Below are 20,183 nucleotides of genomic sequence, written 5' to 3'. Positions count from 1 at the left end.
TGTTAAAGCACAGCAGGGGTTACTGAATAGGCGCGAAGAAGGTGCTATTGCCACGGCGTACTACCAGCACAATATTACCTTGAATATCTTTGATTAGATTAGCAAGTTCACGCACGGTTTCTACCCGCTCACGGTTGACCTGAGTAATAACGTCTCCCTCTTCCAAGCCTAGTCGGGCAGCAACGGAACGGGGGTCTACCGAATTGATAATAACCCCTTTGATACCGTTACGTTTGCCGGACTCAAGCTCTGCACCGGCTAAGGCGCGATGAATTTCGGCGGCTTCCTCTGTAACGTTGTCCGCTGCGGCTAAGGTCACGTCTAACTCGATTTCTTCATCATCACGGAAAATACCGATTTCCACTTCCTTGCCCTCACCTAGGGTAGCAATTTTGCCGGCTAATTCAGCAAAGCTCTTAATATCGTCACCGTTGACGCTGATGATAACATCGCCAGCTTTGATGCCTGCTTTCTCGGCAGCCGAGTCTTCAACGACGCGCTCAACCATTGCACCTTGTTTAACATCGAGATCCAAGGCTTCGGCATAGCCTGCATCTAATGTGCGCCCAGCAACACCCAATGAACCACGGCGCACTTGTCCGTACTCAACAATCTGATCGACTAAGTTTTTCATCATATTAGAGGGGATGGCAAAGCCGATACCAACGTTACCACCGGAAGCACCTAAAATAGCAGTGTTAATACCGATTAGTTCACCTTTGAGGTTAACTAGCGCTCCCCCTGAGTTACCTTGGTTGATAGCCGCATCGGTTTGAATAAAGTCCTCATAGCCTTCGATATTAAGCCCACTACGCCCTAAGGCACTGACGATACCTGAGGTGACCGTGTGGCTTAAACCAAATGGGTTACCGATAGCGACAGAAAAGTCACCAACACGGAGCTTGTCAGAGTCAGCGAGTTTGACTTCAGTAAGGTCTTCGCCATCAACTTGTAACAGCGCGATATCTGATTCTTTATCAGCGCCCACGAGCGTCGCTTCGAATTCACGACCATCTTCTAAGGTCACCACCATTTCCTCGGCATCGGCGATAACATGGTTATTCGTCACTACATAACCTTCATCGGCGTCGATGATGACACCGGAGCCTAGGCCACTAAATGGACGCTTTTGTGAACGAGGTTGAGGGCGCCCAAAGAAGAAGTCAAACGGGTCGACACGGCGACGCACTTCTTTTGAGCCGGATACACGAATACTCACTACGCCAGGAGTGACGCGCTCGAGCATAGGTGCAAGCGTAGGTAACTGCTGTCCATCTACCGCGACGGGCAGCTTGGCATGAGAGATACTAGGTTGAGCAAGTAAAGTGGCCGATAAAATAGCGGCACTGATGATTGATAACTTCATTTTCATAGTCTGGGCAAACTCCACAATACAGGGGCTGCTATGCAGCCCGATACCTATAAAGCTATTTCCTATACAGACTATGGGGTCGTTAATTTAGTTCCTCAAGAGATAAATAACTGCCTATTTATCAGGCAGGTTGCTTATCGTTAGACTTTTGCTCACCACTAAATAACCCTGATTCGCCGCTGGCATAATCGGTTGGCTGACTGTCGTGCACGCTGCGAGTGGGTTGGCGCTCGGGACGCTGATTTAAAGACGCATGCAGTTGCTCAGTGGTTTCTTTTGAGAAAAAAGGCTGGCTTAAATCAACATCTTGCTTTGCAGTTAATAAGTGGTCGCTTTGCTGTACATGGTTAACTAACTGTTCGTAGTTTTCCTTGAGCTTAGCGATTAATTTATTGGTGTTATCTAAATGATCAGCGACATCTTGACGGTAACGCTCAAGGTCATTTTGCGCTTGTTGCGCTTGCTCTTCTAATTCGCCCTGTTTGAAGCGGCGTTTAGTCATCCAGCTGCCAACAAAAAAGCTGCATGCAGCAACAATAATTACGATACCTAGCCAAGTAGTGGTATACATAAATTTCCCCTTTTGAAAACTTTACTGAGTCAAATATACGCTTTGTTGTCAGCCGTGTTAAGATAGCGCGAAAATTAATCCCTAGTATTGCTCCTATCACCATGACACCTTGGCAAAAATATCAACAAGATTTACAGCGCGATGACTTCCTCCATGATGAAGCACAAGAAAACGCGGTGCGCCACCTGCAACGCCTGTATGATGACATTGTTGCTCAGCCTGAAAAGCCGCGCGGTTTTTTCTCTAAGCTGTTTGCCAAGGATAGCACGAAGGCCATTAAAGGGCTTTACTTTTGGGGAGGAGTAGGGCGTGGTAAGACCTATCTGGTCGATACCTTTTACGAGGCTCTGCCGACTGAGCGTAAAATGCGTGTGCATTTTCACCGCTTTATGCACCGTGTACATCAGGAACTAAAACAATTACAAGATGTTAAAAACCCGCTGTTGGTGGTGGCCGATAAACTCAAAGCCGAAACCGACATCATCTGCTTTGATGAGTTTTTTGTTCAGGATATCACTGACGCCATGCTATTAGGTGGCCTAATGGAAGCGCTGTTTGCGAGAGGGATTGTATTAGTTGCGACGTCTAATATTGTGCCTGATGAGCTGTATAAAAATGGCTTGCAGCGGGCACGTTTCCTGCCCGCAATTGAGCTGGTAAAGGCTAATACTGAGATAGTGAATGTCGATTCCGGCGTTGATTATCGCTTGCGCACCTTAGAGCAAGCGGAAATTTTTCACAGTCCGCTTGATGAGCAAGCGGATCAAAACCTATTTGCTTATTTCGAGCAACTATCCCCCGAACCGGGCAGAGCAAACGAGGCCATTGAAATTGAAGGGCGGATGATTCAAACACGCATGGTTAGTGACTGCATTGTGATGTTTGATTTTGCCGAACTGTGTGAAAGTGCGCGCTCGCAAGTGGATTATATGGAAATCTCCCGCCTTTATAACACCGTGTTACTGGCCAATGTGAAACAAATGGGGCAACACAATGATGACGCTGCGCGTCGTTTTATTGCGTTAGTCGATGAGTTTTATGAGCGTAATGTGACGCTGATTATCTCCGCACAAGCGCCCATCGAAGCGCTCTATACTCAAGGGAACTTAAACTTTGAGTTCAAACGCTGTGTCAGCCGATTGCAAGAGATGCAATCACGCGAATATCTAGAACGCCCTCATTTAGCTTAGCCGGTTCGTTTTTACAGCTCCTATCACTGCATAAAAAATCAGCGCGGCGGTAGCCAAGGGATTTTCAAACTGCTATACTCCCGCGCCTGCCACGTTGCGTTCTATCACTGTATTTAGCTTAGCCACTATTTACAGTATCAAGTCTTAAACTCGAAGGGGTTAAAGCATTAGTAGAGCGGCAGTTAATAAACTGCCTGTGGTTTTAAAATTGAAAACATTGGATTTTTAGAATGAAAACGTTTGTTGCTAAACCAGAATCAGTAAAACGTGACTGGTACGTAGTTGACGCCGAAGGTAAAACTTTAGGTCGCATCGCTACTGAAATCGCTCGTCGTCTTCGCGGTAAGCATAAAGCAGAGTACACTCCACACGTTGACACTGGTGACTACATCATCGTAATCAACGCTGACAAAGTTACTGTAACTGGTAACAAAGCTCAGAACAAAATGTACTATGCGCACACTGGTTACCCAGGTGGCCTGAAGTCTACTAACTTTGAGAAACTTCAAGCTAGCAAGCCTGAGATGATCATTGAAAAAGCGGTTAAAGGCATGTTGCCACGTGGTCCTCTAGGCCGTGCAATGTTCCGTAAGCTTAAAGTTTACGCAGGTACTGAGCACAATCACGCTGCACAGCAGCCTCAGGTTCTAGACATTTAAGGAGCACAGTCATGGCAAATCAATACTACGGTACAGGTCGTCGTAAAAGTTCAAGTGCTCGCGTATTCCTACGCCCAGGCACTGGCAACATCGTAATTAATCAACGTTCTATCGAAGAATACTTCAGTCGTGAAACGTCTCGCATGGTTGTTCGTCAGCCATTAGAGCTTGTTGAAATGACTGAAAAGTTTGACCTATACATCACTGTTGAAGGTGGTGGTTCTACAGGTCAAGCTGGTGCAATCCGTCACGGTATTACCCGTGCGCTTATGGAGTTCGACGAGTCACTTCGTTCAGACCTTCGTAAAGCTGGCTTTGTTACTCGCGATGCTCGTAAAGTTGAGCGTAAGAAAGTGGGTCTTAAGAAAGCACGTAAGAACACTCAATTCTCGAAGCGTTAATTTTTTACGTATCCAGAATTTCAAAACCCGGCTTTGCTTTGGCAAACTGGGTTTTTTACTTTAGGCAATGATAAAGTGCCATCTCCCCCGTTACTGCCTTAAAGTTTGATATTTTTCTATTATTTCCCTCATTTAATGCCCATCGCGCCACTATTTTTGATAAAATTTTGCTACAATTGCGTGGCAAATAAACCGATGAAGTGATTTTTAATACTTTGCTGAACCGATATTGATCTTTGTCACCGTCACCAGCAAGTAACCGCGATATGATCGTTCACGCTGATCTATGCCGTAAAAAGTTGCATGGCAATAATGGCGGTGTTTATTGGCGGTGAGACAATGAATAACCTTGTTTTAATCAAGGCTTTTATTTATGATCGCTTCTATTTTGTAACTTCAAAAATTAACCTGCTGTAACTGATGTTCTCAATATAGCAAGTGTTGAGAATCATAGTGGAGATAAGTGGATGAGCAATGCGCCTGTAGACAACAGCCGACGCCGCTTTTTAACCATAGCTACCTCTGTTGTAGGTGGTGTTGGTGCGGTTGGAGCTGCTGTTCCTTTTATCGCGTCTTGGAACCCAAGTGAGAGAGCTAAATCTGCGGGTGCTCCCGTAGAAGTTGATATCTCGAAGATTGAGCCAGGACAACTAATCCGTGTTGAGTGGCGAGGCAAACCTGTATGGGTTATCTCGCGTACGCCTGACATGTTAAAACAACTTAAAGAGCACGAAGATCAGCTGCGAGATCCTCAATCTGAGGAACCACAACAGCCTGAATTTGCTAAGAACCCAATGCGTTCTCGCAAAGACGATATCTTTGTCGCTGTGGGTATCTGTACTCACTTAGGTTGCTCTCCTAGCTTCTTACAAGGTGGCTTTGGCGAGAAAGTGGAAGGTACTGATGATGGTTTCTTCTGTCCATGTCACGGTTCTAAGTTTGATATGGCAGGTCGAGTATTCCAATCGGTTCCCGCTCCACTGAACCTTGAGATCCCTCCTTATTACTTCATTGATGACACCACGATTTTGGTCGGTGGTGAAAAAGGCGAAGGGGCAGCATAATGTTTGGTAATATTATCAATTGGATTGATGAACGTATTCCCATGACTCGCGTCTGGAATATGCACATCGCACAATATCCAGCACCGAAAAACTTTAACTTCTGGTACTTCTTTGGCTCATTGGCCATGCTCGTGCTAGTAAACCAAATCGTCACGGGCATTTGGTTGACCATGAACTTTGTACCTTCTGCTGAAGGTGCTTTTGCTTCCGTTGAATATATCATGCGTGATGTTGAATACGGCTGGCTACTGCGTTATCTCCACTCTACAGGGGCATCTGCCTTCTTCGTGGTGGTTTATTTGCACATGTTCCGTGGCATGATCTACGGTTCATATCAAAAACCGCGTGAGCTATTGTGGTTGTTTGGTATGTTTATCTTCCTAGCATTAATGGCTGAAGCCTTCATGGGCTACCTATTACCATGGGGTCAGATGTCATTCTGGGGTGCTCAGGTTATTATCTCACTGTTTGGTGCGATTCCGGTTATTGGTGATGATCTAACACTGTGGATCCGTGGTGACTATGTTATCTCTGGTGCCACTTTGAACCGTTTCTTTGCATTGCACGTTATCGCGCTGCCATTAGTGCTCGTTATTCTCGTGTTCTTACACATTGTTGCGCTGCACGAAGTGGGCTCTAACAACCCTGACGGTATCGATATTAAACGTAAAAAAGGTACTGTTGCGGAAGAAGACAAAGCGAAATTCAAATTCCACGAGTATTACACCGATAAGAAAGATATTGTCGATGCCATACCGTTCCACCCTTACTACACAGTGAAAGACATTGTTGGTGTGGTTGGCTTCTTGATTATTTTCTCTTATATCGTGTTCTTTACGCCAGAGATGGGCGGCTTCTTCCTGGAAGCACCAAACTTTGAAGCGGCGAACCCGCTGAAAACGCCTGAGCATATTTTCCCGGTATGGTACTTCACACCGTTCTACGCAATCTTGCGTGCAATTCCAGATAAACTACTGGGTGTTGTGGCTATGGGTGCTTCTATTGTGGTGTTAGCTTTACTACCTTGGATTGACCGTGGTCGCGTACGCTCTATTCGCTATCGTTGTGGTTTCCACAAATTGAATATTGCCCAGTTCGTTGTGACCTTTGTTATTCTTGGTTGGGTTGGTGCAACACCGCAAACTGATTTCAAAACAATTCTGTCGCAGATTTGTACGGTGACCTATTTCATGTTCTTTGTGTTACTGTTCTTCTACAGTAAAAACGAGAAAACCAAGCCATTGCCAGAGAGGTTGACGAAATGATGAAGAAACTAGTTATCGGTTTATTCGCATTGCTGCCTACTTTGTCGATGGCAGCAGGTCCTTCAATGCCGCTGCAAGACGCGAACATTGACCTAAAGGACCAGGCATCATTACAGCGTGGTGCCAAGTTGTTCATGAATTACTGCTTAGGTTGTCACCAAATGCAGTATCAACGCTACCAGCGTACTTTCCGCGATATCGGTATTCCTACTGAAATCGGCGAAGAGACGCTTATTTTTGATGGTTCAAAAGTAGGTAGCCATATTAAAAATGCGATGGGTGAAGAAGATGCAGCGAAATGGTTTGGTGCGGCTCCGCCGGATTTAACCTTAATCGCACGTGTTAAGTCACCTGACTACATCTATACGTACTTAAAGTCGTTTTATAAAGATGAGTCGCGTCCTTTTGGTGTGAACAACGTAGTGTTCCCATCAGTAGGTATGCCGCACGTGTTGCAAGAGTTGCAAGGTCTACCAACGCCAATTTACGAAGAAGTTGAGCAAAATGGTAAAACAGTACAAAAAGTTGTGGGTACTGAGACCGATGGGACCGGGGAAATGAGTGTCGATGAATACGACCAAGCTGCCCGCGACCTAGCAAACTTCATGGCGTATGTAGGTGAGCCTTCGCGCTTAGATTCAGAGGCGCTGGGTATTAAGGTCATCGGCTTTTTGGTGATTCTGTTTATCCTCGCTTTCTTTTTGAAGAAAGAATACTGGCGAGATGTTCATTAATTAGAATATTCAACCAGTTAACTCAATAGGGGCAACATGCCCCTATTGCCGTTTAAAGTCATTGCTCAAATTTTGGGCCATGACGCAAAAGTATTTTGTACTTTGTGATTTTTTGATGGAGGTAGGCATGGCCGTTGCTGCCAATAAACGCCCTGTAATGACGCTGTTTTCCGGTGCTAATTGTATGTACAGCCACCAAGTTCGTATTGTCTTGGCGGAAAAAGGAGTTAGCGTGGATATCCACTTGGCGGAGAAGGATAACTTGCCAGAAGCGTTACACGAGATTAACCCATATGGCACTGTACCCACTCTGATTGATCGTGAACTTGGTTTATACCAAGCGAACATCATTATGGAATATCTGGATGAGCGTTTTCCACATCCTCCATTAATGCCTGTTTACCCAGTCATGCGTGGTCGTAGTCGCTTGATGATGCACCGTATCGAAACAGACTGGTACTCACTGGCAGCGAAAATTTATGCCGGTGGCAGTGATGCTGAACAAGCGCGTAAAGAATTGACCGAAGCATTACTTGCTGTGGCTCCTATCTTTAACGAAGCGCCTTATTTTATGAGCGAAGAGTTTAGTCTTGTTGACTGTTACCTTGCGCCACTATTATGGCGTTTACCTGAATTAGGCATTAGCTTAGAAGGTGCTGGTAGCAAGGAGCTGAAAGAATACATGATTCGTTTGTTTGAGCGTGAGTCATTCCAAGCATCACTAACCGAAGCCGAACGTGAGATTCGTCTATAATGACGCCTAACAGACCTTATCTGCTACGCGCCTTTTACGATTGGATTGTTGACAACCAGTGCACACCGCACTTGGTTGTTAACGCCGATTTTCCTAACGTGCAAGTGCCTACTCAGTTTGTTCAAGATGGACAAATTGTGTTGAATATAAGCCCAAGCGCGGTTACTCAGTTCTCAATGGACAACGCTCTGCTGACATTTAATGCTCGATTCGGTGGTCAGCCGATGCAGGTCTATGTGCCAATGGGCGCTGTGTTAGCGATATATGCACGGGAAAACGGTGAAGGGACGGTGTTTACTCAGGATGAAACCTACGAAGAGCAAGAACGCTCAGGTGTAACGCCTTCACAGCCACAGTCTGAAGAGTTGCCTGAACCGCAGCCTGGACTGGAGGCCATTGACAATCCAAACCCACAAGCTAGCCGTGAAACCAGTCAGGAAGACAAGAGTAAGGGCAAAAAAGGCAGTCACTTAAAAGTGATCAAATAGCCTAGCTACACCTTTGGCTAAAACAGCTCACTCTCGGTGAAGGTCATCTACACTACTTCCCGAGGGCTGTTTCCGTGACCGACCGCCTACTGTAATTATTTACTGTATTATGCTTGAAAACAGGCATAAATTACTGAGATAATCTCCCCCTTGATTTTGGGGCCAGTCGCGAGGCGGGGTTTTTAATTCAAATTTTAGAGTTCGTTTGTACTAAAAAATATGGCTGAGAAACGTAATATATTTCTAGTAGGCCCAATGGGGGCCGGCAAGAGCACAATTGGTCGTCACATCGCAGATCAACTACACCTTGAGTTTTATGACTCAGATAACGAAATTGAGCGCCGCACTGGTGCCGATATTGCGTGGGTGTTCGATATTGAGGGCGAAGAAGGTTTTCGTCGTCGCGAAGAGACTGTGATCACTGATTTAACCGAGCTTCAAGGTATTGTACTTGCAACGGGTGGTGGCTCTGTAGTCAGTAAAGAAGTACGCAACAAACTGTCTGCACGTGGTATCGTGGTATACCTAGAAACCCCAATCGAAAAGCAAGTGGCTCGCACCCAGCGCGACAAACGTCGTCCGCTACTGCAAACTAAAGAAGATCCACAAGACGTGTTAGAGCGTCTAGCTGAGGAGCGTAACCCGCTCTATCAAGAAGTGGCTGACTTCACGGTTCGCACCGACGAGCAAAGCGCCAAAGTGGTCGCTAACCAAATCATTGAGAAGCTTGATTTCTAAATAAACCAGGGAGAATTGCGCATGCTGGAACTTAATGTTGAACTAGGTGAGCGCAGTTACCCCATTTTCATTGGTGATAATTTACTGCGCGATTCTGAGCGTCTAGGGTCATTCTTAGGTCAAAATCGACCAGTGATTGTCACCAATGAAACCATCGCCCCGCTGTATCTAGATATCCTCATAAATACCTTGCATGAACACCAACCATTAGTGTTCGTGATGCCTGATGGTGAGCAATTTAAAACGCTGCAATGGTTCGAGCGCTTAAATGCGTTTTTGCTTGAGCATAATTGTGGACGTGACACTTGCCTGCTAGCGCTAGGCGGAGGTGTCATTGGCGACCTTACCGGCTTTGTTGCGGCGTGTTATCAGCGCGGCATCGACTTTATACAAATTCCAACGACTCTGTTATCGCAAGTTGACTCGTCTGTCGGCGGCAAAACAGCCGTTAATCATCCCCTTGGGAAAAATATGATTGGCGCTTTTTACCAGCCGCAAGCGGTATTTATTGATAATCGTGTGCTCAACACTTTGCCGAGCAAGGAATTTGCTGCAGGAATGGCGGAAGTGGTCAAATATGGGCTAATTTATGATGCCGATTTATTTGCACAACTAGAACAGCACAGTGATGAAATCAAGGCACAGCACCCGCAGTTGTTACCGAAAGTTATCCATCGTTGCTGTGAAATTAAAGCACAAATTGTTGCCCAAGATGAGAAAGAAGCGGGCCTGCGTGCTCTGCTCAATCTCGGTCATACCTTTGGCCATGCTATCGAGGCACACATGGGCTATGGCCAGTGGTTACATGGTGAGGCCGTAGCCGCCGGGATGGTATTAGCCGCGAAGTTAGCCGTGATGCGTGGTTGGCTTAGTGAACAAGAATTAACGCGCATTGTGACTTTATTAGCGAATTATGATTTACCAACCAGCGCGCCAGAGCAAATGAGCTGCCAAGACTTTATCGTGCATATGAGAAAAGATAAAAAGAATAAGGCAGGCCGCATACGCTTTATCCTTCCTACTGCTTTTGGTCGCTGTGAACTTATCGATGATGTATCAGAGGCCGAGTTAGATACTTTGTTTTCACGCTAATGCAATCGCAAATACTTCCCTCGCGAGCAGCCTTAGCTAAACGCATCGCGCTGCAATTTAGCTATGGGCAAAACCTTATTCATTTGGTTGCCGCTCCAGGATTCGGTAAGAGCTATCTTTTAGAGCACTTTGTAACCGACCACTACGAACCCTTTAGTAAGGCCTATATTGAAGTTGGCGCTAAGACGCGGGATGAAGATGTGGTGACTCACCTGTTGGAGCATAGCTTTTCTTATCCTTTGGTGGATGTAAACGAGACCCTCAGTGATAACTTCTATCGGTTAGTAAAGGAGCAGGGGGAGCGACAGTTACTTTGGGTTATAGATAACGCCAAACAGCTATCGCAGGAACTGATCATTGAGTTAGAAAAGCTTGCGAAAACAGCGCCAGGCGTTCTGTATATTCTCTGTGCATCTTCTCGCGCAGAACTATTTGAAAACGCCGTAGATATTCATCTAGAACCGCTATCCGACTCGGAAAGCATACGTCTTATGCAAAGCTTTTATAAGACCTTACCACCGGCAGAAGACCCCATTTTTGCTGAATTCGTGCGTCAATGCCACGGCAATCCAGCATTATTGTTACAGTGGCACCAAGAACAGCAGATGCCAAAACACACGGCAAAGCCAACCCGGCGATGGTGGCTCGTGCCGACCATGATTGTTGCTATTTTGATTGTTATTGGCTTGGTTTATCAACGTGATGAACTAACGGTCATGCTGCCACAAAGCGAGAATGCGCCGGTGGTTGCTAACGATGCGGTCTTTGCAAAGCAGCAACAACCCTCGCAGGGCGAACATGAGGGCAACATGCAGCAGCCTGAGCAAGCGAGTGACGACAATCTCATCACTGAAAAGCTAGAAAATGATACTCAAGCTGTGGTTGCAGCACTGCAACAGCCAGCCACGCAGGCGGCTACAGAGCAGGCACAGCCAGTAGAGGAAGCAGAGCCTGAACAGCGACAGAGCGTACCGACCAATAGCCACACGCTGCCATATGATCATCACTGGTATAACCGCCAAGATGATAATTTATGGTTATGGCAACTAACTGTGATGTCTAACGAGCAGCAGGTAAAGGCGTATATTGCCCGCCATAATCTCGAGAAAAAAGTACGTCATTATCAACGCGCTGATAAAGGATGGCATATTCTGACTTGGGCACAGCCCGCTAGTCGTAGCGCAATTGATGCACAGCTTACAGAAATTGCAGAGCTACTGCCTAGTTTAGAGCCCTACGCAAAGCAAATCAGTAAGATAAAAGCAGAGATAGACTCGCAACCTAACCCTGAGTTGCGGTAGAATCTTGCGTTAACATCGCCCGCCGCGATGCTGTGATATTTAATTCATAACCGATGAGCAAGTGATTTAATGCAAAAGAAAACCCGTGCTTTCCTGAAGTGGGCGGGCGGCAAATATAGCTTGGTAGATGATATTGCCAAGCGCTTAGATACCGCACAGGCGCTGACGGGCAATCGCGCTACGACACTGGTCGAGCCCTTTGTCGGCGCAGGCTCGGTGTTTCTTAATACGCACTTTGATCATTATGTACTCAATGATATCAACGCTGATCTTATTAACCTTTACCGTGAATTAACCCACGCCCCTGATGAGTTTATCAGTGACGCTCGTAAATTATTCAGTGCGGTCAATAATGATGCTGATATTTACTATGGTTTGCGCAAACAGTTTAATGCCAGTCGCGATGCCTACGAGCGTGCCATATTATTTTTGTACATGAATCGTCATGGTTACAATGGCCTGTGCCGCTATAACCTAAAAGGCATTTTTAACGTCCCATTTGGCAAATACAAAAAGCCCTACTTTCCAGAGAAGGAAATGTACTTCTTTGCTGAAAAGGCGCAGCGAGCGACATTTACTTGTTTGAGCTATAAAGATGTTTTTGCCCAGTTGCCAAAAAATGCAGTGGTGTACTGCGATCCCCCTTATGTGCCATTAAGTAAAACCGCATCGTTCACCTCTTATGCAAAAGGTGGTTTTAATCTTGATGATCAGGCTAACCTTGCCAATTTAGCGGAGCAAGCAGCGGGAGTAAGTAATACTTCGGTGTTGATCTCTAACCATGATACCCTTTGGACGCGCAAAATATATGAGCAAGCGAGTATTGATGTGCTGAATGTAAAGCGCACAATTAGCCCCAAGGGACATGCTCGCAATAAGGTAAGTGAGTTGATGGCGATGTATTTATCTGGCCGGCAATACCAATTGAACCAAACCAAGCACGCCTAAAATAAACGCGATAAATAATACGATAGCGATAGCAATAAGCACTTTTGGATTATGGTGCTTAAAGTCATGCTCTCGCTTGGCATTACTTTGAACCCCAAAAAATGCGGCGATAACGCTTTGCAGTTGCGACCACATAAGTAGAGTCGTGACTTAGTAAGATTTGCTTGAGAATTGGCGAGACTTGTTGTCGTCGCGGGTCAATAGTTCGAGTAAATCGAGGTAGTGAAATTGTGCGCTGCGGCTGTCGCCAGTTAACCATGCGAACCAAGACTGTTGGGCTTGGTGGTTACAGGCTTGCTTCATATCGATATCGTAGGTAGAGGCGGAGCCATTACATTGGCATTGTTCTAACGCCACTTGTTGCGCTTGTACTGAGCTGTTTATGCTGAAGGCAGCGACTGTAACACCCAATGCAGCGGCTGCTACAAGCAGTGTACGAGTTTTAAGGCCAAACATATCCATCTCCAGTCCATTAGTATTAACCAGAGCTTACTCAATATTGATTAAAAAAACAACTGAATATTAACTGAGAAACAAAACTTTTTCTTTAAAAATAAGGGTCTTATGTTTAATTAATGTTAATTTTTGTTTTTAAATTATTGTTTCTTTTCACTTATCTGTGCAGCAAAGTTCGCAAACTTAATTTACTAAGCTGACACGCTCGTCTGTTTTCCGTTAAAGTAACGGCTAAGTTCAAAGGAGCCGTAATATGAAAGATTACCTGATAGCGCCGTCTATTTTAGCAGCCGACTTTGCTCGCCTCGGTGATGAAGTAGAACGCGTATTGGCGGGTGGAGCCGATGTGATTCATTTCGATGTAATGGATAACCATTATGTTCCCAACCTTACTTTTGGCCCTATGGTGTGCAAAGCGATACGGGACTTTGGTATTAGTGCACCGATTGATGTGCACCTAATGGTTAAGCCTGTTGATAGTTTAATTCCGCAGTTTGCACAAGCCGGTGCCAGTATTATTACTTTCCACCCCGAAGCCAGTGAGCACATTGATAGAAGCTTAGCGCTAATCAAAGAACAGGGCTGTAAAGCCGGGCTGGTCCTCAATCCTGCAACACCTTTGCATATTTTAGAGCATGTGATGGATAAACTGGACGTTATTCTTCTGATGTCGGTGAATCCAGGTTTTGGTGGCCAAAGCTTTATTCCCCATACACTAGAAAAGCTGCGCCAGACCCGTGCATTGATTGACGCCAGCGGCCGTGATATTCGCTTGGAGGTGGATGGCGGCATAAAAGTAGATAACATTGCTGAAGTTGCAGCAGCCGGCGCCGATATGTTCGTGGCTGGTTCGGCGATTTTCAACCAACCCGATTATAAAGCGGTGATTACGCAAATGCGCGACCAATTGGCAAAGGTGCAGGCGTGAAGTATCAAGCGCTGCTATTTGACTTAGACGGCACCTTGGTGGATAGCGCTGAGGATATGTATATTGCTAGCAACTTGATGCTAACTGATTTAGCACGGCCCATCGTCTCGCAAACTATGGTGCGTCAGTTTGTAGGTAATGGTATTGAGATGCTAGTGAAACGACTCCTGAGCGGTGACATGGCGGTGAATCCCCACCTAAGCGCTGCAGATATAGAGCGAGCGACCTCGCTGTTTTTCAGCCATTATGAAGCGGTAGTCGCTGAGCATAGCGCGCTCTATCCCCATGTAGAAACGGTACTTGCAGCATTTGCACATATTCCCAAAGCCGTGGTGACTAATAAAGCGCGTCGCTTTACCTTGCCGCTGTTAGAGAAAATGGCCATTGCTCGCCATTTCGATGTTGTTGTATGTGGCGATGACGGCGACAAGAAACCGGCCCCGACACCGCTTTTGAGTGCGAGCGAACAATTAGCCGTTGCACCTAAGGACTGCCTTATGATCGGAGACTCCAAATCTGACCTATTGGCTGCGCAGGCAGCCGCAATGGATTGCCTTGCACTCACCTATGGCTACCATCAAGGCGAAGATTTAAGGCAATACAATCCACAGTACCTCTGTGACCAATTCTTAGATATAATCACGACCATTAATTGATCAGTAATAAAGGAACATCATGAGTAAACCCGTAGTGTTAAGTGGCATTCAGCCAACCGGTGGTATGACAATAGGCAATTACGTTGGCGCCATTAACCAGTGGCTTAGCTTGCAAGAGCATCATGAAAGTTACTTTATGCTTGTTGATTTGCACGCCATCACCATTCGCCAAGAGCCAGAGGTGTTAAAATCGCGAGTATTAGATGGCATTGCTCTGTACACCGCATGCGGTATCGACCCACAGAAGTCAGCGTTATTCGTGCAATCACAAGTGCCAGAGCATGCCCAATTGGCATGGGTGCTAAATTGCTACGCACAAATGGGTGAGCTTAACCGCATGACCCAATTTAAAGATAAATCATCCAAGCATGCTAACAATGTCAATGTTGGTTTGTTTTCTTACCCGGTATTACAAGCGGCTGATATTCTTTTATATCAGGCTGACCAAGTGCCTGTTGGCGAAGACCAAAAGCAACACTTAGAGTTAACCCGTGATATCGCGACCCGCTTTAACAACCTATATGGTGAAGTCTTTAAAATTCCTGAGCCATATATCCCAGAATTTGGGGCTCGGGTAATGAGCTTGCAAGATCCATTGAAAAAGATGTCAAAGTCGGATGATAACCCCAATGGTTACATCATGTTGTTGGATGAACCTAAGAAAATAGAGAAGAAGCTGAAAAAAGCGGTGACCGATTCCGATGAACAGGCGCGTATCTATTTCGATCGCGAAGAAAAGCCAGGGGTGTCTAACTTGTTGACCTTACTGTCAGTGGCGACCAAGCGTAGCATTGATGAGTTAGTCCCTGAATATGAAGATAAAATGTATGGGCATTTGAAGAAAGATACTGCTGAAGCGGTGGTTGGTATGATTGAGCCAATCCAACAGCGCTTCAAGGAGATCCGTGAAGATCAGCCACTGCTTGAAAAGATCATGAAAGAGGGGGCCGAGAAGGCCAGTGCGAAAGCCGCCCCCACTTTGAAAGCGGTGTATGACGCATTAGGGTTTATCCCACGCCCATAGATGGCTTGCCAGTGTAAATGACCACAAAAGCCAAGCGCGAAAGCTTGGCTTTTTAATGGAAGATTCCATGTTATTGATGATAGATAATTACGACTCCTTCACCTTTAACCTGGTGCAGTATTTCCAGCGCCTTGACCAAGAAGTGCTGGTAAAGCGCAATGATGAACTCACGTTAGCTGGTATCCGTGCGTTAAACCCAGCACATATCGTGCTTTCACCGGGCCCTTGTAGTCCCAATGAGGCGGGGGTATGTGTGGATGTGGTGCGTCGCTTTGCCGGACATATTCCTATTTTAGGAGTTTGCTTGGGGCATCAAAGTATCGCCCAAGCTATGGGGGCGCAGGTGGTGCGTGCCAAGCAAGTTATGCATGGAAAAACGTCAACCATCTATACTAAGGAGCAGGGCGTATTTGCGGGGTTGCCGCAGCATTTCGAAGTATGTCGTTACCACTCTTTAGTGGTGGCCCCAGCGTCTCTGCCAGAATCCTTAGAAATTACGGCGTGGACACAAGATGAGCACGAAAACATGGATGAAATCATGGGTTTGGTTCATACTTCTAAGGCATTGGAGGGCATTCAATTTCATCCTGAGGCCATTCTAACTGAACATGGGCTCACGATGTTGCAGCACTTCATTCAAAGGTACTAGGGCTTATAAGCGTTAGCAGCCTCAACGCAGCAAAAATATAGAAGCGGTATAACTTAGTAATTATGGTGACTAAAACAGAGCAAATTCGCCAACGTGTGGATGCCCTAGAACAGCGTTTTAATGACTTGCTGTTAGGGCATAGCTTTGCGCAGCAACAAATAGGTTTTATTAAAACCTTTGATATTCAATATGGTAAACCTCTTAAGCAGCGGACCTTATTGGAGGTCGAGCAGGCGGCGCACAGTCAACGGCAAAAACAAAGCTCAGAAAAGCTGCAGTTCAACGCCAAAGTCAGTACCAAATTACACGCGATCATTGAGAATGCAATCAATGAGCAGCTCCACAATGCTGATAACCTATATTCCGAAGTGTTAGGTATCCAAGATGCGGTCCCCACTATTTTAGATATCCTAGGCGCAAAAGCGGCGAGCGTTGGCCGCTTAGAGCCGCTCGTTAATGATTTGAGTTGGCTCGGGCGAGAACTCGTTACCTTAGTGAACTTACCTCAGTATCGCCAAGAGCGAGCCAATCGTGGTGTGAAGATTGACACCCCAGCGTTGGCGATTCGCTATTTGGGTTTAGATAACCTCCGCCTAACCATTCCTACTTACGCTATGCGCCATTGGTTGCCACACAGCACTGAGCCTTTTAGTTTATTGAAGCGTAAGTTACGCGAATCAGCAATGAGTCGAGCGATAGCAGCGTATGAGCTGGCTCAACTACAGGGTCTTAATCCATACAGTGCGTATATCGCTGCGTTGTTCTTGGATTTAGGCCGGGTCGCGCTAACACGACTGTATTTACGTTTGTTCCAACAGATTTGGCAACGTAAAGTGACGTTGGCACGAGATGAAGGCAACAAACGCCTCCATGATGCGCTCATTGCTATCGAGCCTGATCCACTGTACTTACGTAACCTTTTCGTTGAGCGCTCGTTGGAGATCACCCGCTCATTGGTCGAGAAAATGGGCTTTCGCTATATCGGCCTTAACGCACTGCTGGATGATTTTGCTTTGGTCGAAGCCAGTGAGCAGTCTGGCTTGGCGCAGGTTTTGGTGCATGCCAGCTGCTACAGTCAATATTTGATGCTGCACGAGCATCAACTTATTGAAGATGACGAGCGCACCCTGTGGTTCAACTATGTGGGTCTGCAAAGTGACCATGTCCAACACCTAGAAAAGACCAATTTGCACAATTTAGCACTGCAAATTGACGGCTAACTGAAAATTTTTTGTAAATTTTTTTGCGTATATTCATTCATTATTCACTCCTTGGGCTCTTTCGGCGCTGCGCGTAAGCTATAGTTCAATTTCCTAAAATAATACCAAGATAGTTATTCACTGATTATGAAAAACTATCCTCAAAGCCTTTGTTTTCAAGGGCTGCATGAAAGCTTTGCATGAGACTTTAAGGTCTTTTTCTGAAATAATGGGATATCAACTAGTGTACTGCGCTACTTAAAAGTAGGCCGTATTTATCGCTTTTCGTGTCCCGCCTGTCGGCGTGCTTTAGATGCGACACAAAAGTAATACTCAGTGAGGAAATGAAATGACAGTTAATCGCGCTTTATTCGACGAGGTAATGGTACCTAATTACAACCCTTCAGCGGTTATCCCTGTACGCGGCGAAGGTTCGCGGGTGTGGGACCAGCAAGGCAAAGAGTTTATCGACTTCGCTGGTGGTATTGCGGTTAACTGTTTGGGTCATTGTCACCCTGCCTTAGTCAACGCATTGAAAGAGCAAGGTGAAAAGATTTGGCACCTGTCGAACATCTGGACCAATGAACCAGCCTTGCGTTTAGCAAAGAAAATGACCGACAACACCTTTGCTGACAAAGTGTATTTTGCTAACTCTGGCGCTGAAGCCAATGAAGCTGCACTAAAGCTGGCACGTCGTTGGGCAATCGATGTGCACGGTGAGCACAAATCGAAAATTATCTCCTTCAACAAAGGTTTCCATGGGCGCACCTTCTTTACCGTGACCGTAGGCGGTCAGGCTGCGTATTCTGACGGCTTTGGCCCGAAACCGGGTGACGTCGTTCACTGCGACTATAACGACCTGGAAAGCTTTAAAGCGCTGATTGACGATAATACCTGTGCGGTGATGATGGAGCCGTTGCAAGGTGAAGGCGGTATTATCGCGCCGGAGCAAGCATTTGTTGAGGGTGTGCGTGAACTGTGTGACCAGCACAATGCTTTACTTATTTTTGATGAAGTGCAAACAGGTGTAGGTCGTACCGGCGAGCTTTACGCTTACCAAGGTCTTGGCGTGACGCCAGACATTCTAAGCTCAGCAAAAGCGCTCGGAGGTGGTTTTCCTATCGGCGCAATGTTAACCACGGCAGAGATTGCACAGCATCTTAAGCCGGGTACACATGGCTCTACCTATGGTGGTAACCCACTTGCTTGTGCGGTAGCCGAAGCGGCATTTGACACCGTAAACGACGCCACGGTACTGGCCGGTGTTAGAGAAAAAGAAGCGTTATTCAAATCGCTACTTAACGACATCAATGCTAAATACGACGTATTTTCTGAAATTCGCGGTAAGGGCTTGCTGTTAGGTGCAGTTGTTAACGATAAATTCAAAGGTCGTGCACGTGAATTCTTAGTCGCGAGTATGGAGCAGGGGTTGATGTCGCTTGTTGCGGGTGCCGATGTAGTACGCTTCACTCCGTCTTTAGTGATCCCTGAAGCCGATATCCGTGAAGGCATGGCGCGCTTTGAAAAAGCGGTAGCAAGCCTAGTCTAACCTGCCAGGGGCTGCAAAGCCCCATCCTGTAGTAAGTAAATTGCTGGAGTTCCACCTTACCTTCTCGGTGAGGTTGCGGGCTCCTTTGGTATTTAACCTTTAGGGAGTAAGCGAGTCGATGATGATTCTTCGCCCAATCCAACAAGATGATTATCAGGATTTATTGATCATGGCCGAAGAGTCGGGCCATGGTTTTACATCCTTGCCGTTAAATGAAGAGTTGCTGCAGAATAAAATCGCACGCTCCGTACAGTCATTCGCGAAGCCGACTGAAAAGGCTGGAGACGAGGGCTATTTATTCGTATTGGAAGACAGTGAAACCGGTGAAATTGCGGGAACCTGTGGTATTGAAGCTGCAGTGGGCCTAGACGATGCATTTTACCACTACCATCTCAGCAAAGTGATTCATTCTTCACGCACTTTGGGAGTGTATAAAGCCGTTGATATTCTTACTTTATGTAATGACTATACCGGTGCAACAGAGCTGTGTACGCTGTTCTTGAAGGAAAAATACCGACAAAAATACAACGGCAAACTATTATCGAAGTCACGTATGCTGTTTATTAATCAGCACCGACAACGTTTTGCCGATACCGTTATTGCAGAAATGCGCGGCGTGTCTGATGAAAATGGCGATAGCCCATTTTGGCAGTGGTTGGAAGAGCACTTTTTCTCAATGGATTTTCCGACTGCTGATTACCTCACTGGCATTGGCCAGAAAGTATTCATCGCTGAGTTGATGCCAAAATATCCGATTTACGTCAACTTATTGAGTAAAGAAGCACAACAGGTGGTAGGGGAAGTGCACAGCAATACTCGCCCTGCCATTGAGTTGTTAAAAAGTGAAGGTTTCACTTTTAATGGCTATGTCGATATTTTCGATGCCGGACCGACGGTTGAAGCGAAAGTTGATAACATTCGTACTATTGCAAACAGCTCGTTACGTGAAGTGGTTATTGCAGATAACCCAGGTGAGCAAGCAGTATTAGTAGCGAACCAAGGCCTGCAAGACTATCGTGCTGTGGTTATTGAATGCGAATACAACGACGGCGAACAACATATCACACTAAGCCAAGCAACGGCGGATGCTTTAAAGGTTAAAGCAGGCGAGCGCGTTAGCGTGGCAGCATTATAAGGAGCAAGCA

Annotated in this window: 23 protein-coding genes; 19 read left to right on the top strand and 4 right to left on the bottom strand. The window is 46.1% G+C overall.

What is annotated here, in order from left to right:
* Positions 1–19 precede the first annotated feature (19 nt).
* Together FIU82_RS13365 and FIU82_RS13360 are read right to left on the bottom strand one after the other, a co-directional pair.
* Positions 20–1,372, bottom strand: coding sequence for a DegQ family serine endoprotease (locus FIU82_RS13365; RefSeq protein ID WP_152441266.1), 1,353 nt, complete (start codon positions 1,370–1,372; stop codon positions 20–22).
* A 121-nt stretch (positions 1,373–1,493) separates the two neighbouring features.
* On the bottom strand, positions 1,494–1,943 hold the full coding sequence (locus FIU82_RS13360) for a YhcB family protein (RefSeq protein WP_045979162.1): 450 nt from the start codon (positions 1,941–1,943) through the stop codon (positions 1,494–1,496).
* 101 nt (positions 1,944–2,044) lie between these two features.
* Here FIU82_RS13360 and zapE point away from each other — a divergent pair, with 101 nt between their 5' ends.
* The 12 genes from zapE (at position 2,045) to FIU82_RS13300 (ending at position 12,577) form a co-directional block, all read left to right on the top strand.
* Entirely contained in the window at positions 2,045–3,133 is a 1,089-nt protein-coding gene (gene zapE, locus FIU82_RS13355; RefSeq protein WP_130147171.1) for a cell division protein ZapE, read from the top strand.
* 230 nt (positions 3,134–3,363) lie between these two features.
* The gene (gene rplM / locus FIU82_RS13350; protein ID WP_022945569.1) at positions 3,364–3,792 is read left to right on the top strand and encodes a 50S ribosomal protein L13; all 429 of its coding nucleotides are present in this window, start codon (positions 3,364–3,366) and stop codon (positions 3,790–3,792) included.
* Positions 3,793–3,803: 11 nt separating this feature from the next.
* Positions 3,804–4,193 (top strand): 30S ribosomal protein S9, encoded by a 390-nt coding sequence (rpsI, locus tag FIU82_RS13345; protein WP_022945570.1) that lies wholly within the window; start codon positions 3,804–3,806, stop codon positions 4,191–4,193.
* Positions 4,194–4,660: 467 nt separating this feature from the next.
* Positions 4,661–5,257: a ubiquinol-cytochrome c reductase iron-sulfur subunit gene (gene petA / locus FIU82_RS13340; RefSeq protein ID WP_022945572.1), complete on the top strand. Its 597-nt coding sequence runs from the start codon at positions 4,661–4,663 to the stop codon at positions 5,255–5,257.
* The gene (locus FIU82_RS13335; protein ID WP_045979164.1) at positions 5,257–6,522 is read left to right on the top strand and encodes a cytochrome b N-terminal domain-containing protein; all 1,266 of its coding nucleotides are present in this window, start codon (positions 5,257–5,259) and stop codon (positions 6,520–6,522) included. The genes petA and FIU82_RS13335 overlap by 1 nt, the downstream gene beginning before the upstream one ends.
* Positions 6,519–7,256: a cytochrome c1 gene (locus FIU82_RS13330; RefSeq protein ID WP_022945574.1), complete on the top strand. Its 738-nt coding sequence runs from the start codon at positions 6,519–6,521 to the stop codon at positions 7,254–7,256. The genes FIU82_RS13335 and FIU82_RS13330 overlap by 4 nt, the downstream gene beginning before the upstream one ends.
* Positions 7,257–7,383: 127 nt before the next feature.
* Positions 7,384–8,010, top strand: coding sequence for a stringent starvation protein SspA (sspA, locus tag FIU82_RS13325; protein ID WP_022945575.1), 627 nt, complete (start codon positions 7,384–7,386; stop codon positions 8,008–8,010).
* Positions 8,010–8,498, top strand: a complete 489-nt coding sequence (locus tag FIU82_RS13320; protein ID WP_022945576.1) for a ClpXP protease specificity-enhancing factor — start codon at positions 8,010–8,012, stop codon at positions 8,496–8,498. The genes sspA and FIU82_RS13320 overlap by 1 nt, the downstream gene beginning before the upstream one ends.
* Positions 8,499–8,717: 219 nt before the next feature.
* Positions 8,718–9,236, top strand: a complete 519-nt coding sequence (gene aroK / locus FIU82_RS13315; RefSeq protein ID WP_022945577.1) for a shikimate kinase AroK — start codon at positions 8,718–8,720, stop codon at positions 9,234–9,236.
* Between the two features lie 21 nt (positions 9,237–9,257).
* Positions 9,258–10,328: a 3-dehydroquinate synthase gene (aroB, locus tag FIU82_RS13310; RefSeq protein ID WP_152441265.1), complete on the top strand. Its 1,071-nt coding sequence runs from the start codon at positions 9,258–9,260 to the stop codon at positions 10,326–10,328.
* Complete coding sequence (locus FIU82_RS13305; RefSeq protein ID WP_152441264.1) at positions 10,328–11,629, top strand: SPOR domain-containing protein; 1,302 nt, start codon at positions 10,328–10,330, stop codon at positions 11,627–11,629. Before aroB ends, FIU82_RS13305 begins: the two co-directional genes overlap by 1 nt.
* Before the next feature lie 69 nt (positions 11,630–11,698).
* A complete protein-coding gene (locus FIU82_RS13300) occupies positions 11,699–12,577 on the top strand; it encodes a Dam family site-specific DNA-(adenine-N6)-methyltransferase (protein ID WP_022945580.1) in 879 nt (292 codons plus the stop codon).
* Here FIU82_RS13300 and FIU82_RS13295 read toward each other — a convergent pair.
* Both FIU82_RS13295 and FIU82_RS13290 read right to left on the bottom strand, forming a co-directional pair.
* Complete coding sequence (locus FIU82_RS13295) at positions 12,533–12,712, bottom strand: DUF2970 domain-containing protein (protein ID WP_022945581.1); 180 nt, start codon at positions 12,710–12,712, stop codon at positions 12,533–12,535. The genes FIU82_RS13300 and FIU82_RS13295 overlap by 45 nt on opposite strands.
* A gap of 15 nt (positions 12,713–12,727) precedes the next feature.
* Positions 12,728–13,033, bottom strand: a complete 306-nt coding sequence (locus FIU82_RS13290; protein ID WP_026111197.1) for a hypothetical protein — start codon at positions 13,031–13,033, stop codon at positions 12,728–12,730.
* Positions 13,034–13,286: 253 nt separating this feature from the next.
* On the opposite strand from FIU82_RS13290, the gene rpe reads away from it, so the two are divergent.
* From rpe to astA, 7 genes are all read left to right on the top strand, one after another.
* Positions 13,287–13,961, top strand: coding sequence for a ribulose-phosphate 3-epimerase (gene rpe, locus FIU82_RS13285; protein WP_022945583.1), 675 nt, complete (start codon positions 13,287–13,289; stop codon positions 13,959–13,961).
* Positions 13,958–14,617: an HAD-IA family hydrolase gene (locus tag FIU82_RS13280; RefSeq protein WP_053909869.1), complete on the top strand. Its 660-nt coding sequence runs from the start codon at positions 13,958–13,960 to the stop codon at positions 14,615–14,617. Before rpe ends, FIU82_RS13280 begins: the two co-directional genes overlap by 4 nt.
* 19 nt (positions 14,618–14,636) lie before the next feature.
* The gene (gene trpS / locus FIU82_RS13275) at positions 14,637–15,641 is read left to right on the top strand and encodes a tryptophan--tRNA ligase (RefSeq protein ID WP_022945585.1); all 1,005 of its coding nucleotides are present in this window, start codon (positions 14,637–14,639) and stop codon (positions 15,639–15,641) included.
* A gap of 67 nt (positions 15,642–15,708) precedes the next feature.
* Entirely contained in the window at positions 15,709–16,290 is a 582-nt protein-coding gene (locus FIU82_RS13270; protein WP_152441263.1) for an aminodeoxychorismate/anthranilate synthase component II, read from the top strand.
* A 62-nt stretch (positions 16,291–16,352) separates the two neighbouring features.
* Entirely contained in the window at positions 16,353–17,510 is a 1,158-nt protein-coding gene (locus FIU82_RS13265; RefSeq protein WP_152441262.1) for an HDOD domain-containing protein, read from the top strand.
* 328 nt (positions 17,511–17,838) lie between these two features.
* On the top strand, positions 17,839–19,038 hold the full coding sequence (locus FIU82_RS13260; RefSeq protein WP_138508063.1) for an aspartate aminotransferase family protein: 1,200 nt from the start codon (positions 17,839–17,841) through the stop codon (positions 19,036–19,038).
* 118 nt (positions 19,039–19,156) lie between these two features.
* Complete coding sequence (gene astA, locus FIU82_RS13255; RefSeq protein WP_022945589.1) at positions 19,157–20,173, top strand: arginine N-succinyltransferase; 1,017 nt, start codon at positions 19,157–19,159, stop codon at positions 20,171–20,173.
* Positions 20,174–20,183: the final 10 nt, after the last annotated feature.

It is taken from the genome of Pseudoalteromonas sp. THAF3, assembly GCF_009363775.1.
GTDB lineage: Bacteria > Pseudomonadota > Gammaproteobacteria > Enterobacterales > Alteromonadaceae > Pseudoalteromonas > Pseudoalteromonas ruthenica.
The sequence above is the reverse complement of the archived record's forward strand: the minus strand, read 5'-3'. Positions and strand labels throughout refer to the sequence as shown.

Excerpts from the sequence above, each read along its gene's own strand:
- aroK (WP_022945577.1), top strand. The coding sequence starts at position 8,718 with ATGGCTGAGAAACGTAATATATTTCTAGTAGGCCCAATGGGGGCCGGC.
- FIU82_RS13320 (WP_022945576.1), top strand. The coding sequence starts at position 8,010 with ATGACGCCTAACAGACCTTATCTGCTACGCGCCTTTTACGATTGGATT.
- FIU82_RS13265 (WP_152441262.1), top strand. The coding sequence starts at position 16,353 with ATGGTGACTAAAACAGAGCAAATTCGCCAACGTGTGGATGCCCTAGAA.
- FIU82_RS13360 (WP_045979162.1), bottom strand. The coding sequence starts at position 1,943 with ATGTATACCACTACTTGGCTAGGTATCGTAATTATTGTTGCTGCATGC.
- zapE (WP_130147171.1), top strand. The coding sequence starts at position 2,045 with ATGACACCTTGGCAAAAATATCAACAAGATTTACAGCGCGATGACTTC.
- petA (WP_022945572.1), top strand. The coding sequence starts at position 4,661 with ATGAGCAATGCGCCTGTAGACAACAGCCGACGCCGCTTTTTAACCATA.
- FIU82_RS13365 (WP_152441266.1), bottom strand. The coding sequence starts at position 1,372 with ATGAAAATGAAGTTATCAATCATCAGTGCCGCTATTTTATCGGCCACT.
- rplM (WP_022945569.1), top strand. The coding sequence starts at position 3,364 with ATGAAAACGTTTGTTGCTAAACCAGAATCAGTAAAACGTGACTGGTAC.
- aroB (WP_152441265.1), top strand. The coding sequence starts at position 9,258 with ATGCTGGAACTTAATGTTGAACTAGGTGAGCGCAGTTACCCCATTTTC.
- rpe (WP_022945583.1), top strand. The coding sequence starts at position 13,287 with ATGAAAGATTACCTGATAGCGCCGTCTATTTTAGCAGCCGACTTTGCT.
- FIU82_RS13290 (WP_026111197.1), bottom strand. The coding sequence starts at position 13,033 with ATGTTTGGCCTTAAAACTCGTACACTGCTTGTAGCAGCCGCTGCATTG.
- FIU82_RS13295 (WP_022945581.1), bottom strand. The coding sequence starts at position 12,712 with ATGTGGTCGCAACTGCAAAGCGTTATCGCCGCATTTTTTGGGGTTCAA.
- FIU82_RS13335 (WP_045979164.1), top strand. The coding sequence starts at position 5,257 with ATGTTTGGTAATATTATCAATTGGATTGATGAACGTATTCCCATGACT.
- astA (WP_022945589.1), top strand. The coding sequence starts at position 19,157 with ATGATGATTCTTCGCCCAATCCAACAAGATGATTATCAGGATTTATTG.
- FIU82_RS13300 (WP_022945580.1), top strand. The coding sequence starts at position 11,699 with ATGCAAAAGAAAACCCGTGCTTTCCTGAAGTGGGCGGGCGGCAAATAT.
- FIU82_RS13270 (WP_152441263.1), top strand. The coding sequence starts at position 15,709 with ATGTTATTGATGATAGATAATTACGACTCCTTCACCTTTAACCTGGTG.
- FIU82_RS13330 (WP_022945574.1), top strand. The coding sequence starts at position 6,519 with ATGATGAAGAAACTAGTTATCGGTTTATTCGCATTGCTGCCTACTTTG.
- FIU82_RS13305 (WP_152441264.1), top strand. The coding sequence starts at position 10,328 with ATGCAATCGCAAATACTTCCCTCGCGAGCAGCCTTAGCTAAACGCATC.
- rpsI (WP_022945570.1), top strand. The coding sequence starts at position 3,804 with ATGGCAAATCAATACTACGGTACAGGTCGTCGTAAAAGTTCAAGTGCT.
- trpS (WP_022945585.1), top strand. The coding sequence starts at position 14,637 with ATGAGTAAACCCGTAGTGTTAAGTGGCATTCAGCCAACCGGTGGTATG.
- FIU82_RS13260 (WP_138508063.1), top strand. The coding sequence starts at position 17,839 with ATGACAGTTAATCGCGCTTTATTCGACGAGGTAATGGTACCTAATTAC.
- sspA (WP_022945575.1), top strand. The coding sequence starts at position 7,384 with ATGGCCGTTGCTGCCAATAAACGCCCTGTAATGACGCTGTTTTCCGGT.